Genomic DNA, 14,367 nt, shown 5'->3' on the forward strand with positions numbered 1-14,367 from the left:
ACACCGTTTTTGGGGGCCATGGGCACTCCTCAAAAACTTGATGATTTTTCAAAACCATGGTAGCCGCCTTACAAAGCCGTTGCCAGTCCATAGGATCACACATTTTCTGCAAATATGCCCATTTCGACGCTCCGGAAGGAGAAATCCAGGGCGTTGCGTTCAGTCACGCATGTTACCACGCAACACTACCCTTGCCACCCTGAGCGGCAGCGAAGGGTCCAAGAACCTTGCCTGCGGAAGCGCTCGCTGCTGTCAGGGAACGGCCTTAGATTGGCAATAATGGTCATGGATTCCCCCACCTTTTTCGCGTCCGTCGCGGCCGCCACCCGCTGCTTCCCTGGCCTGTTCCTTTTGGCCCCTACCCTTCCTTTGCAAACCGTAATATACTTCCCCCGACCGCCGATGACTCCTCAAAACATTCATGGCGCGCAAAATATTCTTCAGGGCTCCACTGTCCCAACAGGAGAAACAACGTGCAAAAACCTCGACTCATCTACTACACCGACGGCCACCACTTCCATGCAAAGCGCATCGAGCCGCCCGCGAGCATCCACATGCTCCAGTGGCCGGCAGATGAGGTGGCAGGCACAGGCGTGGACCTGCTGGTGCTCGGACTGGGCTACGGCGACGTCTATTTCCACAACAGCAAGGCGGGGCGCGTCGTCGGCGACAAGAAGGAAGTCTGGGAGAACTACATCGACTGGCGCATCATGCGCATGGTCGAGGAGGGCAAGAAGCTGGGCACGGACCAGCTCCGTGAGGTCATCAAGCACGGGCGGGATCTCGGCATTACGGTGTTCCCCAGCCTCAAGCTCCAGGACAGCGCGAAGCAGGGAGACGAGCGGTGCGGCTGGCTGAAGTGGAACAAGGGCGCTGAGGTCTGCATCGGCGAGGGCAAGCTGCAGTGGAACTACGACTTCGCCCGCCAGGATGTACGCGACGACAAGCTGGCCATTGCGCGCGAGGTTCTTGAAGACTACGGCGCGGACGGCCTTGAGCTCGATTTTGAGTTCGGCGGAGCGCTGTTCAAGCCATCCGAAGCAGTCAAGAACACCGGGCTTATGAACGACTACGTCGCGCAGTTCCGCAAGCTTGCGAAAGAGATCGGCAAGAAGCAGAAGCGCGAAATCAAGCTTATGGCCCGCATAGAAGCCGACCGCGAGAACAACCTCGCCAAGGGCATCGACGTAGAGGCATGGTTCAAGCAGGGCAGCATCGATTGGGTCGTAGGCCAGGACCGCGCAGTGCTGACCGACCCCGGCGTGCAGGCCAAATGGCTGCCGGACATCGCCAACGCTCACGGCGGCGCAGCGTACTTCCGCCCTCCCCGCCGCGTCTACGACGAGCGCGTCGGGCTGCCGGCCATCGAACACTATCGCGCTCTGGGCGCGAACCTCAAGGCGCAGGGCTATTCAGGCCAGTACCACGGCTACCTGCCGTGGCCGTTCGCCGAGCGCGAGTACCAGATCCTTCGCGAGCTCGCCTACCCTGAGATGTTCGCCCGCAGGGACAAGGCGTTCACCACCCAGCCCAAAGAGGGCGAGGCCGGCAAGCCGACCACAACGCCACACCGGCAGGTGCCGGCAGTATTGAAGGAAGGCGAAACGGTCTGTGTGGACCTGACCGTATCGGACGATTTCGCCTCGGCGCGCCGTGACGGCGAAATGCGCAAGCCCGTCCTGACCCTGAGGTATGCGTTCTATTGCATTGAGGACGACATCGAGGTCAGGATCAACGGACGTCCGCTCAAGAAGGCTGACGCGGAGATCACGGACGAGCGCGCTCTCCAGATCCCGGTGCAGCTCGCAGGCGGCATGAGCGTCCAGGCGCCGCTCGGGTTTTCCGCCCACTGGTTCCGGTGGAAGCTGGAGCTGGACGATGTGAAGACCGGCAGCAACCGCATCGAAGTGCAGGTCAAGAAGACCGACAAGCGCGCCGGTTTCACACGCAGCCTTATCGGCGTGGAGATACTTACCCGCTTCAAAGACTTCGTGCGACCGGAAGCGTTCGACATGCACCGCGTGGCGCCGAAGTCCGGGTAATACGGGCGTAATGGCGGCCGGCATTGGAGCGCTGGCATTTGTAAGGCTAAGGGGCAGGAAGCGAGCCGCGTAGTTCCGGTTAACAGCATCCAAGAGGGGCCACGAGTATTCGCGGCCCCTTTTCTTTTGGCCCCAACACCTCCAAGATTACTTTTAACCATGATGGTTGACGGAGGATGAGATGGCCCCAACGGTCCGGTTCCTGGGAGCGGCGCAAAACGTCACCGGCTCATGCTACCTAGTGGAGACCAACGGCAGCCGCGTTCTGGTTGACTGCGGCATGTACCAGGAGCGCGAGCTGAGATCCAGGAACTGGGACCCCTTTCCAGTGCCGCCTGGCACAATCGACGCTATCGTGCTCACCCATTCTCACATAGACCATAGTGGGCTGATTCCGAAGCTTGTGCGGGACGGCTTCAAGGGCAGGATATTCTGCACGCCGGCGACTGCCGAGATCGCAAAGATCATGCTGCTTGACTCCGCCGAAGTGCAGGAGGAGGACGCGGCGTACAAAAAGCGCCGCCACCAGCGCGAAGGGCGGACCGGCCCCTACCCTGAGATACCGCTGTACACCCGGCGGGACGCGCTGGACAGCTACAAGCTGTTCGAGCCGTCGCACTACGGCTTGTGGACCAGCGTAGCCCCCGGTATCGAGGCGGTGTTGTACGACGCAGGCCACGTGCTGGGCTGCGCGTTCGTCCGCCTGGAGGTCGGGACGAAGGGCAGCCGCCGGTCCATAGTCTTCTCAGGCGACGTGGGACGCTTTGACAAGCCCGTGCTTGCAGACCCTTCGGCGCCGGGGCCAGCGGACTACATCGTCGTGGAGTCCACGTACGGAGACCGGCTGCATAATGAGGCGCGGGACCTAAATGCGGCCCTCGTGGAGGTCATCAACTCAACGGTCGAGAAGGGAGGCAATCTTCTGATCCCCAGCTTCGCGCTGGAGAGGACGCAGGACCTGATTTTCCGCATGAAGCGGCTGCTCGCGGAGAAGCGGATACCCGAAATGATGGTGTTCCTGGACAGCCCAATGGCCGCGCGGATCACCGAGGTATTCGAGGACCATCCGGAGTACCTGGACGAAGATGTGAGGGAGCTGTTCAGCGATGGCGGCTCGCCTTTCGATTTCCCTGGGCTTGTTACCGTGAGGAACCCGGAGACATCGAAGTCCATAAACAAGATCAGGGGCAGCGTGGTGATCATCGCGGGGGCGGGCATGTGCACCGGAGGAAGGATCAAGCACCACCTGACGACGAACATCTCGAGGCCCGAGAGCACCATTATGTTCGTCGGGTACCAGGCGGAGGGGACGCTTGGAAGGCAGATACTGGACGGAAACCCGGAAGTGCGCGTCCTGGGCAACATGTACCCGGTGCGGGCGAGGATAATAGCCCTCCAGGGGTTCTCTGCGCACGCCGACCGGGATGAGCTGCTGCGGGGTGGTTGGCCGGGTTTTCCGCGCTGCCGAAGCGGGTGTTCATCACTCACGGAGAGCGCTCCGCCGGAGAGGCGTTCGCCTAAGCCGTGCGTCAGCGGTTCGGATGGCCGGTGGCGGTCCCGGCGTACGGTGAGAGCGCGCCGCTGGACTGAGCCGTCGGGTTGAACGGCCAGGCAATTGTATATACAATAGGTACATACATCGGACTTTGAGTGGGACGAGCAGAAAAGAGCCACGAACCAGATAAAGCACGGCGTCGATTTTGCGGGCGCCGCAGCGATCTTCGACGGCCCCATCACGCGCCGCGTCGACAACCGATTGGACTACGGTGAGAAGAGATATGTCGCCACGGGGGCAGCCGGCACGGCCATTCTTGCGGTGGTCTATACAATGCGCGGAGATATCTGCCGAATCATATCTGCCAGAAAGGCCCATGGGGATGAAAGACAACGTTACCAGGATGCGGTCGGACGAGGCGAAGCAAAGCGATACGACCGATTGGGAAAGGATTAAGCGGCTGACCGACGAGGAGATCGCCGCTGCGGTTGCTTCGGATCCGGACGCGGCTCCCATAGACCATGCTTTCTGGGAAAGCGGATTCGAAGTCATACTCCCCGATCCAAAGAGGCCGGTCTCCCTTCGCCTGGACGCCGATGTGGTGGACTGGTTCCGGCGCGGCGGCCGCGGCTACCAGACGCGCATCAACGCCGTGCTGAGGTCCTATGTTTCAGCGCAGATAGAGCGCGAAAAGCGTGCCGTGGCTAAGAAGAAGACTGTTCGCAAGTCCGCATAGACCCAGGCGGAGTGATCCCCGTCGCGCCCTCGGGACTGGATAACGCCTGCCGCGTGCTGTAAAATCCTCGCGAACATCACCTCCAAAGGAGACTCACGTGAATCGCGAGGAGATCAAGAAGCTGATACGCGGCACGCCCGCGACGGTGCCCACGCCGTTTGACGACAAATACCAGGTCGACTACGCGAAGCTGACCGACCTCACCAAGTGGTGGGTGGAGCAGGGCCTCGGAACGGACGTCGCGCCGATCAAGACCTCTGCCGCGATGGGCGAGGGCCCCGACCTGAACGACGAGGAGTGGCCAGCCATTCTCCGGACGGTGGTCAATGCCGCCCCGCGCGGCACGAAGGTCATCTGCGCACTAAAGACGAAGAATACGCTGCACACTATCGAGGACGCCAAGCGCGCAGCGGACCTGGGGGCCATCGGACTGCAGATAGACCTGCCGATCTTTCACCACTCCAACCAGGATGACTACGTCCGCTACTTCACGGATATCTCCGACAAGATCGATATCGGAATCATGATCTATAACACATGGTGGTTCGGATGCGAGCACCTCGAACCCGACACCATCCTGCGCCTCAAGGATGCCGAGCACGTCACCGCGATCAAGTGGTCCGCCCCCCAGGGCAAGAACTACGACGACATGACAAAGTTCTCGGGTATATTCAACGTCATCGACAACTCCGGCCAGGCAGTGCGCGCCCACAAGAACGGCGGGCGCGGCTACATCAGCGCCACGATCGCGGCCTACCCGAAGTTCGACCTCGAGGTCTGGAAGCTGCTGGAGGCCAAGAAGTACGACGAGGCCCAGGCCATGCTGGACAAGTACCGCACCCCGTGGTCGGAGTGGGCCAAGAAGGCCTCGGCGAAGTCCGGCGGCTACCGGCAGATAAAGGGCCTCATGAGGGCCATCGGGAAGCCGGCAGGCGACCCTCGCCCGCCGACGCTCCCCTGCAGCGAGGAAGAGGTTGCGGACCTGAAGAAGGTCCTCAAGGGCATGGGCTGGATCAAGTAAGAATCGCCCGCGATTGGGGGCCCCGGTCTTCGGGGCCCTTTTTGTTGAATACGTCCCTCAGGAGGCAGTCGATGGGTAAGAACATCCCGCTGGACGCGCCGCAGCTCACCTGGCAGGGCGCAATGTCGCCGCCGCCTATCGCCGGCAAGCAGATCGACCTTCTCCTGCCGGTGCCGCATATCTGGGAGGCGACGAAGCTCCTGCTGGAGGGCAACTCCCGGATGCAGGAGGTCGTGGACGCGTTCAGGATGCGCCGGCCTATCGACGGCGTGGTGTTCGAGGAGGACGGCTTCCGGGTGACTGCGCACCACAATACGCACGTCGGCGCGCCGAGGCCTGGGCAGCCGTGGGAGTCGTTCTCCTATCGCTTCGAGGCCGACGGGCAGTCGATCGTCTACTCCGGCGACATCGGCCGGCCGGAGGATGTCACGCCGCTCATCGAGCAAGGGTGCGACATGCTCCTGATGGAGTGCGGCCACCACTCCGTGGAGGAGGTCTGCGAGTACGGCAAGCGGACGCTGGACAGGAAGTCGCGCATGGCCCTGCTCCACCACGGCCGGGCGGTTGTCGCCGCCCCTCCGGGGGAGCTCCGCAAGGGTAAGGCGATACTGGGCGAGCGCGCCTTCTACGCCACCGAGGGGATGAGCCTCTTCCTGTAGACAGATGCAATCGCAAAAGGCAGATACATGAAGATCACGTTCATAGGCACATCCGCGGGCACCGAACCGATGGCCGGCAAGCGACACAGCTCTTTTGCTGTCGAGTACCGTGGCGCGGTCTACTGGTTCGATACCGGCGAGGCCTGCGCTTACCACGGGTACCTGGCCGGCATCGACATCATGGCGACGCGGGCCATCTTCATCACGCACCGCCACACCGACCACACCGGCGGGCTGCCGATGCTCGTCTGGAACATCCGCAAGCTGAACAACACGTCGAAAGACCCGGCAGGCAGGATCAGCAACAAGCACTTCCGGCTCATACTGCCCGTCCCGCACATCTAAGACGCGACGAAGCTGCTGCTGGAGGGCAGCACGGGACTTGAGCCGGTCGTCGCGGCCTTCGACGTGGAGCGCCCGAAGGACGGTGTCGTGTTCGACGAGAACGGCTTCCGCGTCACCGCGCACCACAACATGCACGTCGGCGCGCCGAAGCCAGGACAGCCATGGGAGTCGTTCTCCTACCGCTTCGAGGCGGACGGCCACGCAGTGGTATACTCGGGCGACGTGGCGCACCCGGAGGATGTGGACCCGCTGGTGGCGCAGGGCTGCGACCTGCTTCTAATGGAGACCGGCCACCACACCGTAGAGGCCGTGGGGCAGTACGCGGCGCGCGTGCTACCAAAGGGAGCGCGGCTCGGCTACCTGCACCACGGTCGCGCCGTAATGGCCGACCGCGCGGGCGAGCTACGGAAGGCAAAGGCGATCATGGGCGAGCGCGCCTTCTTCACAGAAGAGGGCATGGTGATGGAGATTGGGACTGGATCAGTGTAGTCGCGCGATTTATCGCGCCCGGATTGTTCGCCAGCCAGCCAGTAGAAAACGCATGCGCGATGAATCGCGCGACTACAAATACGTTCGGAGTACAAGACTGTGAAAGCATCGATGTGCACGTATCCATGGGACGTGGCGGATGAGGGCATTGATAACGCCCTGGACAGTATCCAGCAGGTGGCGGGGATGAACGACCTAACCCTAGCGATCAGCTACCACATCGCCACGTACATGCTGCCGCGCAACCCGAAACGACAGCTTTACTACGGCGAGGACGGGATGCTGCTGTTCCAGCCGGATATGAAGCGCTACTCCGGCCGCATAAAGCCGCGCATCAGCGAGGTGGTGGACGGCCCCGACTTCCTGAAGCGGCAGACGGACCGCATCCGCGAGCGCGGGATGACGTTGACGGCGTGGATGGTCTACGCCTACAACCACCACCTGGCGCGCACGTTCCGCGACTGCGCAAAGAAGGACGCGCTGGGCAACCCGTACCTGTCACAGCTATGCGTCGGCAACCCGAATGTGCGGAGCTACTTCCTCACTCTCACGACCGAGATGATGGAGAAGTTCACGCCGGAGTGCGTTGTCCTGGAGACGCTCAGCTACCGCGAGTTCGAGTACGGGCTGCTGAACCCCAAGATCAACGCGCTCACGCCGTGGCACCGCTTCCTGCTGGGGCTGTGCATGTGCGAGCACTGCACCACCCTTGCCACGAAGCGCGGGATGGACGGCCCCGCGTTTCGCGCAGAAGTGGCGGCTGCCCTGCGCCGGGAGCTGCAGCAGCTGCCCACGGAACAGCAGATGGCCGCCGCTGTAACCCCGGAGCGCATCGGCAACGCGTTTGGAGGCAGGCTCAAGAAGTTCATTGACGCACGTACACACGTGGCGTCGTCGCTTTATGAAGAGGTCGCGAAGATCGTGAAGAACGGCAAGGCAGAGGTGAGGAGCACGCTCTACACCGAGGCGAATGTGCCTGTGACAGGCCTCTCCCCTGCCCGCATTGACCCTCTGAACAGCCGCCCCACCGTGCAGCCCGGGGCGGACAACGTCCGCTCGCAGTCGAAGCTCACGCGCTGGACGCCGTACCTTGCGATGGACCCTTCGCAACACAAGTCAAAAGCCGATTTCGCGAAAGTGCTATCGGACTGCATCGACGTTGGCATACAGGGTTTCCACATCTACAACTACGGGCTGCTCCGCAAGGAGGAACTGGAGTGGGTGGGAGCCACCAGGGACCTGTGGGCGGGGAAGTAGCCGCGTTTGCAGGACCAACGGCGTTTCAAATACCATTTAGCCTGTCGTCTAACGTCAACTGGAAGGCATAGCAACATATGAAGGTCAAGCTACTCGACTACGAGCGGTCGTTTATTGTCTTTGAAAGCCACTTTGTGAAATTCCCGCCCAAGACGGTGTCGGACCTGAGGCAGCAGGCGCACAACCGGGCGCGCATCAAGATCGACAGCCTGTGCCGTATTACGGACGCGAAGGGCGTTACCCGCGAGTACTACCTGGGAGAGTCGTGCAAGACCGAGCGCGTGGGCGTCGGGAAGGACGTTGGGCTATTCACGCAGCCGAACGCGGACTTCCGGCCCGTGATGTCCACGGAAGATTCGATCTTCATCAAGAGCTGGGACAAGAACGACAAGGGCGTCATGCTGCAGCCTCCGTCCCTTGGGCCGCAGACGGAGCGGCAGTCGGTCATCACGAAGGACGCGTTCTGGAAGTACTGCTTCGTCATCAAGCACCGCGAGGCCGATCTGCTGGAGGATGCTCCGGCGATCATCAAGGCGTCCGACGACGGCCGCCCCGTCTTCGCCCGCACCGAGTTCGAGAAGGACGGCTACAAGATATTGCTGGAGTACCCCGTCAAGACGTTGAACGTGAGCGAGGAGCACACGGCATTCCAGACAGACACGGGCCCCGTCCTGTTCCCGGACTTCAGCAAGCCGGTAACGAGGACCGCGCAGGGCTTCTACCTGGCGTTCATCGCGTACAACAAGTCCGATTGGGCGGAGTTCATTGTCAACCGGCCCACGCCCATCGCGCCCGGCGTATCGGTCAACCACTATTCCGAGAACGCCTGGATAGACAAGTGCAAGAACACCCTGTACGCGATAGACTGACGGAGCGTGCTCGCACTTGCCTGAGCTGATCTACCTCGAAATAGAGCAGAACCCCAACTGCGACTACATGCCGATGCAGGTTTACGACCCCCACCTGGAGGCCGTGCCGGTGCGGCGCGTTCGCATCGAGGACCCCGGCCACCCGTTCGGGGTGTACGAGGTGACGGGCTGGAGCTCCGAGCGCGGCGGCACGCCCTGCCCCGCCATGTACGCGCCGATCATGGACTCCGGCGCGGCGGAGGCGCACCTGGTCTACGGCGGCGACTGGGGCGTGCGCCTCCGTCCTGAAGGCAGCAACGAACCGTGGGACGTATCGAGCCCACGGCAATGGGGCGAGCCGTACGTGATACGGCTCAACAAGGCGGATATTCTGCCTACTTGAACGCGACCACGGGCGTGATCTGCTTCACCTCAGCCTTTGCCACCTTGATCCCCATGGCGCCGTGGGAATCGATCACAGCCTGAGCGTTAGGGGCGTCCGTAAGGCACCAGCCCTCACCTTCGCCCATCAGCACGTTGATGGGCTTGACGCCGAACTGGTCCTTCTTGCCGGCCTGCAGGTTAGATTTGATCTGCCCTGCCAACTCGGCGGGCATCTGCGCGCGCATCTGGTGGTGGTCCATAAAGTTGGGCATAGACGCGTCTCCTTGAGCGAATTACTCACGGGACCGGGGACGGTTTCCCGCCGCTCCGGGGCCAGTGGCTGCTGAGGAAAAGTGGGGCCTTACGTCTACATCGGCCTGCTCACCCACGGGTCGGGGCCGGGTCCGTTGCCTTCCAATGCCGCCTTCAGGCGGCCTGTGTAGTGCACCCAGCCCTGGAGGTGGCGATCGGCGGCGGCGGCTGGCAGGCCGGTGTGGCGCAGGCGCAAGATCGTCCCGCCGCAGTCCGGCGTCAGCGTGACCTCCACCGTGCTCGAGCCCGGAGGGATCGGGCTCCCTTCGTCCTCCCACCCCCATGTGAACACGATCTTCGTGAAAGGCGTGACCTCAACGTACTCACCGCGGACGATATCGCGTCCCGTGACGTTCACCCTGTAGGCGCCGCCGGGGCGAGGGTCCATCGTCGCCTCGGTCCCCTTCCATCGCATCAACTTCACGGGGTCCGTGAAGAACGGGAAGATGGTCTCCGGCCGCGCGTCGATTCTCACGACCTGCTCAACGACGTTACTCGCCTGTCTTTGCACGCTTGCGCAGTCTCCCTTCGTCGGCCTCGGCTTCCAGCTTCAGAAGCTGGAGATTATCGCTCCAGTAGCTTTCCAGGTAAGCCCTGATCTCTTGCATCCCCTCGGGTCGCGTACGGTAGATGCGCTTCGTGCCCTCGCGGCGGACAGTCACCAGGCGCGCCTCGGCAAGCACCTGGAGGTGCTGCGATATCGCCGGGCGGGTAACGTCCGGGAAGTTGGAAGAGATGTCCCCCGCCGCCATCTCCTCATCGCGGAGAAGTCGCAGGATCTCCATGCGCCGGGGGTCTGAGATTGCCTTCAGGGCGAGCTCGATCATGGCCCGTATGTTAGCACACGCTTACGTAAGCGTCAACTAACGTTATCTTCGGGTTTGCGGTAACACAATCTTCGCCCGGATGGTTCTTCACGGCCTCCGCGCGAGGGCGAGGCCCCAGACGGAGGCCGCGCCGGCCTTCTTGAGCGCGCCGGCGGCGGAGCTCATGGTTGAGCCCGTGGTGACGACGTCGTCGACCAGGAGGACGCGCAGGCCGCGGGCGTCCCCATTGCAGGCAAAAGCGCCGCGGATGTTTTCGCGGCGGTCCTTGTCTGTCTCGAGGCTCACCTGCGGCGCCGTGTTTTTGACGCGGGAAAGGAGCGCGGCGTTCACTGGCGTGCCGGTGACCTTCGACAGTTCCTTCGACATCAGCTCGGCCTGGTTGTAGCCGCGGTGGCGCAAGCGCGAAGGGTGCAACGGGATGGGTAGGATGACGTCCGCCGGGATGGGCTGCTCCGCCAGGTGCTCCGCGAGGAGCGCGCCGATGTGGGGGGGCGTAGGACCGCAGGTTGCGGTACTTCAGGCCGTAGACCATCTCGCGTACGGTGCCCTCCATGCGGTATGGCGCCCGCACGCCGTCGAACTTCGGCGGTTCCGCCAGGCACTTCTGGCAAACGAGCGGCCCGGGCTCGGCGCACACGCGGCAGAAAGGCTCCTTCAGGACGGGCAAGGCAGGACGGCACGCGGCGCAGAGGAAGACGCCCTCTCGCTTGCAGCTTACGCAGGAGAGCGGGAAGAGGATGTCCAGGGTTGACGAGACTGCCTTCGGCACGCGTTCGGCGATGCGCAAGGAACACCTCAGGTTACCCGGCGTAATGGGACCGGTCCGCAGCGTAGTTTATGTCCTCCGGGTAGAGGCTGCCATAGGCGGTCATAGCAGGTGGTTGCCGCCTTTTGTCCCCGGGGGACGCGGGAATTGTCGGACTGGTCCGACTCGTCCGACCAGTCCGACAATTCTGAAGCAACCGACGCCGTGCCGGCGGAACTTGTAAGTTGGGGGGGTTGCCCGTATCATCTTTATGTTGGTGGTCGCCGGGGTGTAGCGCAGTTGGGCAGCGCGCCTGGTTTGGGACCAGGAGGTCCCGGGTTCAAATCCCGGCACCCCGACCACCTTCCGCGCGAAGACGAAACGACGGTCATAAACGATGCCCCGCCCTCTCTTTTCAGATGCGAGCGGCGCTTCAGGCATTTACCCCCTTCCGGCATCCTGATAAAGTGAATTCTCATCGGCACTGCAAGCCGGCCCCGCCGCTGTAGCGAAGGGTCGGCTTCTTCTTTAGTCGGGGGTATGGCTATGAGGCGCAATCTCAGGATAGCGCTGGCCGGGCTTCTCGCCGGGCTCATTTGCCTTGCCCTCCTCTCCCGGCCCTCACCTGCCCGCGCCGCCGAAGAGACCGTGCATGTCACCCTGATTACCGGCGAAGCGGTGACGGTTACCGTCCGGACGGACGGTACGAAGGTGTACAGCAGACCGTCTCGGTCGATGCCGAGCCAACCCTCCTCCGGCGTCGCATCCAATTCGATCGGCGGCGGCCATTCCGCAGAGATCGACGGTCTCTTCTTCGATATCGACTACCTCATCGACAACGGTTACCACAAGCTGAGCTATCTCCCGGTTGTGCTTACCGCACCCGACCGGCAATCGCTGCCGGCGCTGGCTGCGCTGGCTGCGGCCACAGGTGGCCGCGTGACGTATGTGTCGCGCCTCATTCCCGCCGTCGCCGTAGAGCTTCCGCTGGCAGGCGTCGCCCAGTCTGCAGGCGCGATCGCAGCCACGCCGGCCGCGAGCGGTCTCTGGCTGGACGCCACCGCGCGCGCCGACCTCTCCGTGTCCGTGCCGCACATCGGCGCGAACCTGGTTTGGGCGAACGGGTACCGGGGAGAAGGCACAATCATCGCCGTTCTGGACACGGGCATTAACTCCGCGCACGACTTCCTTGACGACCTTGACGACAACCCTGCGACGACCGACCCCAAGGTGCTGGAGTCCCTGGACTTCACGGACACGACCCCCGACGACATACAGGGGCACGGCACGCACGTGGCGTCTACCGCTGCAGGCACCGGCGCGGGCACAGGTAAGACGGGAGTCGCCCCGCAGGCGTATTTGTGGAGTATCAAGGTCCTCGGGGGCTCCAGCGGTGTCGGTCTGACTTCGTGGATACTGGCGGGGCTGGACTATGCGGCTCTGGGGCCGGACATGGAAGCTAACACGGGCGACGAGGCGGACGTGATCAACATGAGCCTCGGCAATCCCGTCAACACGGACGGCCGCGACCCGCTGGCCGCGGCCGTGGACGCGGCGGTAGCGGCGGGGCGTGTTGTCGTGGTCTCCGCCGGCAACCGGGGGCCGAACGCCTCCACGCTCGGCACGCCCGGCGTGGCGTGGGACGCGATCACCGTCGGCGCGAAGTCTCTGATAGATACAAAGCGTCCTTCTCCAGCCGGGGGCCGACGGCGGACCTGCGGCTGAAGCCGGACGTGACGGCGCCGGGGACGACGATACACGCTGCCGCGCACGACAGCGCGAGCGGGACCGCCGTTATGTCCGGCACCTCCATGGCCGCGCCACACGTGGCGGGGCTGGCGGCGCTCCTGCGGCAGAAGTACCCGGACCGGTCGCCGGAATTTGTGAAAGCGGCGATCATGAACAACGCCCTCCCGCTGATTAACCTTGCCCTGACCGACCAGGGGGCGGGCCGGATAAGGGCCGTGAATTCGATGAACGCGAAGGTGGTGGCGACCGAACCGAGCGTCAGCTTCGGGCGGGTGGCCGCGGGGTCGGACCCATCGCGGACGATAACGCTGTCATGCACGTGCGAAGAATCCATTTCGGTTAACCTTGCGACGGCCACCACACGCAACGGCTCGTCCGTTACAGGCCCCGCCGCGCCGGCATCGGTGACCATACCGGCGGGAGGGAATGCGACGTTCCAGCTATCACTCGACACGGGGCCGGACGATGCGGAAGGGACGTACGAGGGCCGCATCACGGCCACCTTCACGGGCGGCACCATAACGGTCCCGTACATGTACAGGCTATTCAAGGCGCCGGAGATCTCAATCGAGGGCGCGCCGATTGAGCGCAGCATTATTCATGTGGGATGGTCCTACGACACTGTTGAGGTAGCCAACAACGGCAGCGGAGACCTGAAGTACCGGCTCGAAGGGCGCGCGGAGGGTTGGCGGCAGGGAGGGCTCAAGGTCCTGGCAAACGACCCCGCAGGCGACTACACCGGCGCGCCGGTGGATATCCTGCGCGTGGACGGCATTGCGGCAGACGGGTACCTGACCATGCGACTGACGTTTGCGACCTCTACGCCTGTGCAAGAAATAGCGGCGGCAATGTACCTGGATATTGACCAGGACTTCCGGACCGGAACACCAAAGGGAGACATCGGCTGGGAGTATCTCCTCTATTTCGACGGGGCGGCAGAGGAGTCTGTGTTCTACGACCAGACGATGGAGGGGTTAGTCATACCGCTCATTCTCGAGGGCAACACGGCCATAGCCGACTGGGAGTTGGAGTACATCGGCAACGACGACGGCGCGATGCACTTCATCGTCGAAGCCGGCCCCGCCGGGACAACGACTGTCCTGGACACAGCGCCGGATACCCTCTTCGGCGTGCTGGACGCCGGCCCCGGAATCGCGCCCTGGATGTGCTTCCACCCGTCGTCCGGAACGCTTGGGCCGGGCGAGTCGCAGACCGTTAACGTGTTCACTCGCTGCAATACGAAGGTCGCCACGACCACCCACGAGGCGCTTATCACGGACATCAGCAATGACCACGAGGCCGGAACACAGTCCCTGCCGTTCACTCTCATCGTCACTCAGGCCCCAAGTGTTCCGTCCGCCTCAGCGTGGGCGCTGGCAATTATTACTGCATCGCTGGCAGCGGCGGTCTACGTGAAGCGACGCCGCTAAGGTACCGCTACACTGGTCCGATTCGTTA

The 14,367-nt window shown here is 63.0% G+C and carries 16 protein-coding genes, 1 tRNA gene and 1 pseudogene; 14 read left to right on the forward strand and 4 right to left on the reverse strand.

All coding sequences use genetic code 11. The annotated features are described in order from the left end of the window. Nucleotides 1-473: 473 nt before the first annotated feature. The 11 genes and pseudogenes from FJ319_00005 (at nucleotide 474) to FJ319_00055 (ending at nucleotide 9,295) form a co-directional block, all read left to right on the forward strand. Entirely contained in the window at nucleotides 474-2,042 is a 1,569-nt protein-coding gene (locus FJ319_00005) for a hypothetical protein (GenBank protein MBM3932691.1), read from the forward strand. A 181-nt stretch (nucleotides 2,043-2,223) separates the two neighbouring features. Next, nucleotides 2,224-3,563, forward strand: a pseudogene (locus tag FJ319_00010) (MBL fold metallo-hydrolase). Nucleotides 3,564-3,723: 160 nt separating this feature from the next. Then, a complete protein-coding gene (locus FJ319_00015; GenBank protein ID MBM3932692.1) occupies nucleotides 3,724-3,993 on the forward strand; it encodes a BrnT family toxin in 270 nt (89 codons plus the stop codon). After that, entirely contained in the window at nucleotides 3,914-4,273 is a 360-nt protein-coding gene (locus FJ319_00020) for a hypothetical protein (GenBank protein MBM3932693.1), read from the forward strand. Before FJ319_00015 ends, FJ319_00020 begins: the two co-directional genes overlap by 80 nt. Nucleotides 4,274-4,319: 46 nt before the next feature. Continuing rightward, a complete protein-coding gene (locus FJ319_00025; GenBank protein MBM3932694.1) occupies nucleotides 4,320-5,294 on the forward strand; it encodes a dihydrodipicolinate synthase family protein in 975 nt (324 codons plus the stop codon). A 71-nt stretch (nucleotides 5,295-5,365) separates the two neighbouring features. Further along, nucleotides 5,366-5,953 (forward strand): hypothetical protein, encoded by a 588-nt coding sequence (locus tag FJ319_00030; protein ID MBM3932695.1) that lies wholly within the window; start codon nucleotides 5,366-5,368, stop codon nucleotides 5,951-5,953. 27 nt (nucleotides 5,954-5,980) lie between these two features. Continuing rightward, nucleotides 5,981-6,298, forward strand: a complete 318-nt coding sequence (locus FJ319_00035) for an MBL fold metallo-hydrolase (GenBank protein MBM3932696.1) — start codon at nucleotides 5,981-5,983, stop codon at nucleotides 6,296-6,298. Between the two features lie 12 nt (nucleotides 6,299-6,310). After that, the gene (locus FJ319_00040; protein MBM3932697.1) at nucleotides 6,311-6,787 is read left to right on the forward strand and encodes a hypothetical protein; all 477 of its coding nucleotides are present in this window, start codon (nucleotides 6,311-6,313) and stop codon (nucleotides 6,785-6,787) included. 99 nt (nucleotides 6,788-6,886) lie between these two features. After that, nucleotides 6,887-8,044 (forward strand): hypothetical protein, encoded by a 1,158-nt coding sequence (locus FJ319_00045; GenBank protein ID MBM3932698.1) that lies wholly within the window; start codon nucleotides 6,887-6,889, stop codon nucleotides 8,042-8,044. Between the two features lie 77 nt (nucleotides 8,045-8,121). Further along, nucleotides 8,122-8,913 (forward strand): hypothetical protein, encoded by a 792-nt coding sequence (locus tag FJ319_00050; GenBank protein MBM3932699.1) that lies wholly within the window; start codon nucleotides 8,122-8,124, stop codon nucleotides 8,911-8,913. A gap of 16 nt (nucleotides 8,914-8,929) precedes the next feature. After that, on the forward strand, nucleotides 8,930-9,295 hold the full coding sequence (locus FJ319_00055) for a hypothetical protein (GenBank protein MBM3932700.1): 366 nt from the start codon (nucleotides 8,930-8,932) through the stop codon (nucleotides 9,293-9,295). Here FJ319_00055 and FJ319_00060 read toward each other — a convergent pair. The 4 genes from FJ319_00060 to FJ319_00075 form a co-directional block, all read right to left on the reverse strand. Next, complete coding sequence (locus FJ319_00060; protein ID MBM3932701.1) at nucleotides 9,288-9,548, reverse strand: hypothetical protein; 261 nt, start codon at nucleotides 9,546-9,548, stop codon at nucleotides 9,288-9,290. The genes FJ319_00055 and FJ319_00060 overlap by 8 nt on opposite strands. Nucleotides 9,549-9,643: 95 nt before the next feature. After that, on the reverse strand, nucleotides 9,644-10,063 hold the full coding sequence (locus FJ319_00065) for a hypothetical protein (GenBank protein MBM3932702.1): 420 nt from the start codon (nucleotides 10,061-10,063) through the stop codon (nucleotides 9,644-9,646). 16 nt (nucleotides 10,064-10,079) lie between these two features. Next, nucleotides 10,080-10,415 carry a winged helix-turn-helix transcriptional regulator gene (locus FJ319_00070; GenBank protein MBM3932703.1) on the reverse strand — a complete coding sequence of 112 codons (336 nt, stop codon included), beginning with the start codon at nucleotides 10,413-10,415 and terminating at the stop codon, nucleotides 10,080-10,082. A gap of 87 nt (nucleotides 10,416-10,502) precedes the next feature. Next, nucleotides 10,503-10,814: a ComF family protein gene (locus FJ319_00075; protein MBM3932704.1), complete on the reverse strand. Its 312-nt coding sequence runs from the start codon at nucleotides 10,812-10,814 to the stop codon at nucleotides 10,503-10,505. A gap of 631 nt (nucleotides 10,815-11,445) precedes the next feature. Between FJ319_00075 and FJ319_00080 the strand changes: the two genes are divergently transcribed. The 3 genes from FJ319_00080 to FJ319_00090 all read left to right on the forward strand — a co-directional run bounded on the left by FJ319_00080 (nucleotide 11,446) and on the right by FJ319_00090 (nucleotide 14,339). Continuing rightward, nucleotides 11,446-11,522 (forward strand) — tRNA-Pro (locus FJ319_00080). 178 nt (nucleotides 11,523-11,700) lie between these two features. Next, nucleotides 11,701-12,885 carry a hypothetical protein gene (locus tag FJ319_00085; protein MBM3932705.1) on the forward strand — a complete coding sequence of 395 codons (1,185 nt, stop codon included), beginning with the start codon at nucleotides 11,701-11,703 and terminating at the stop codon, nucleotides 12,883-12,885. Further along, entirely contained in the window at nucleotides 12,798-14,339 is a 1,542-nt protein-coding gene (locus tag FJ319_00090; GenBank protein ID MBM3932706.1) for a hypothetical protein, read from the forward strand. The genes FJ319_00085 and FJ319_00090 overlap by 88 nt, the downstream gene beginning before the upstream one ends. Nucleotides 14,340-14,367 lie beyond the last annotated feature (28 nt).

Source organism: SAR202 cluster bacterium, assembly GCA_016872355.1.
Taxonomy (GTDB): domain Bacteria; phylum Chloroflexota; class Dehalococcoidia; order Lucifugimonadales; family VGZY01; genus VGZY01.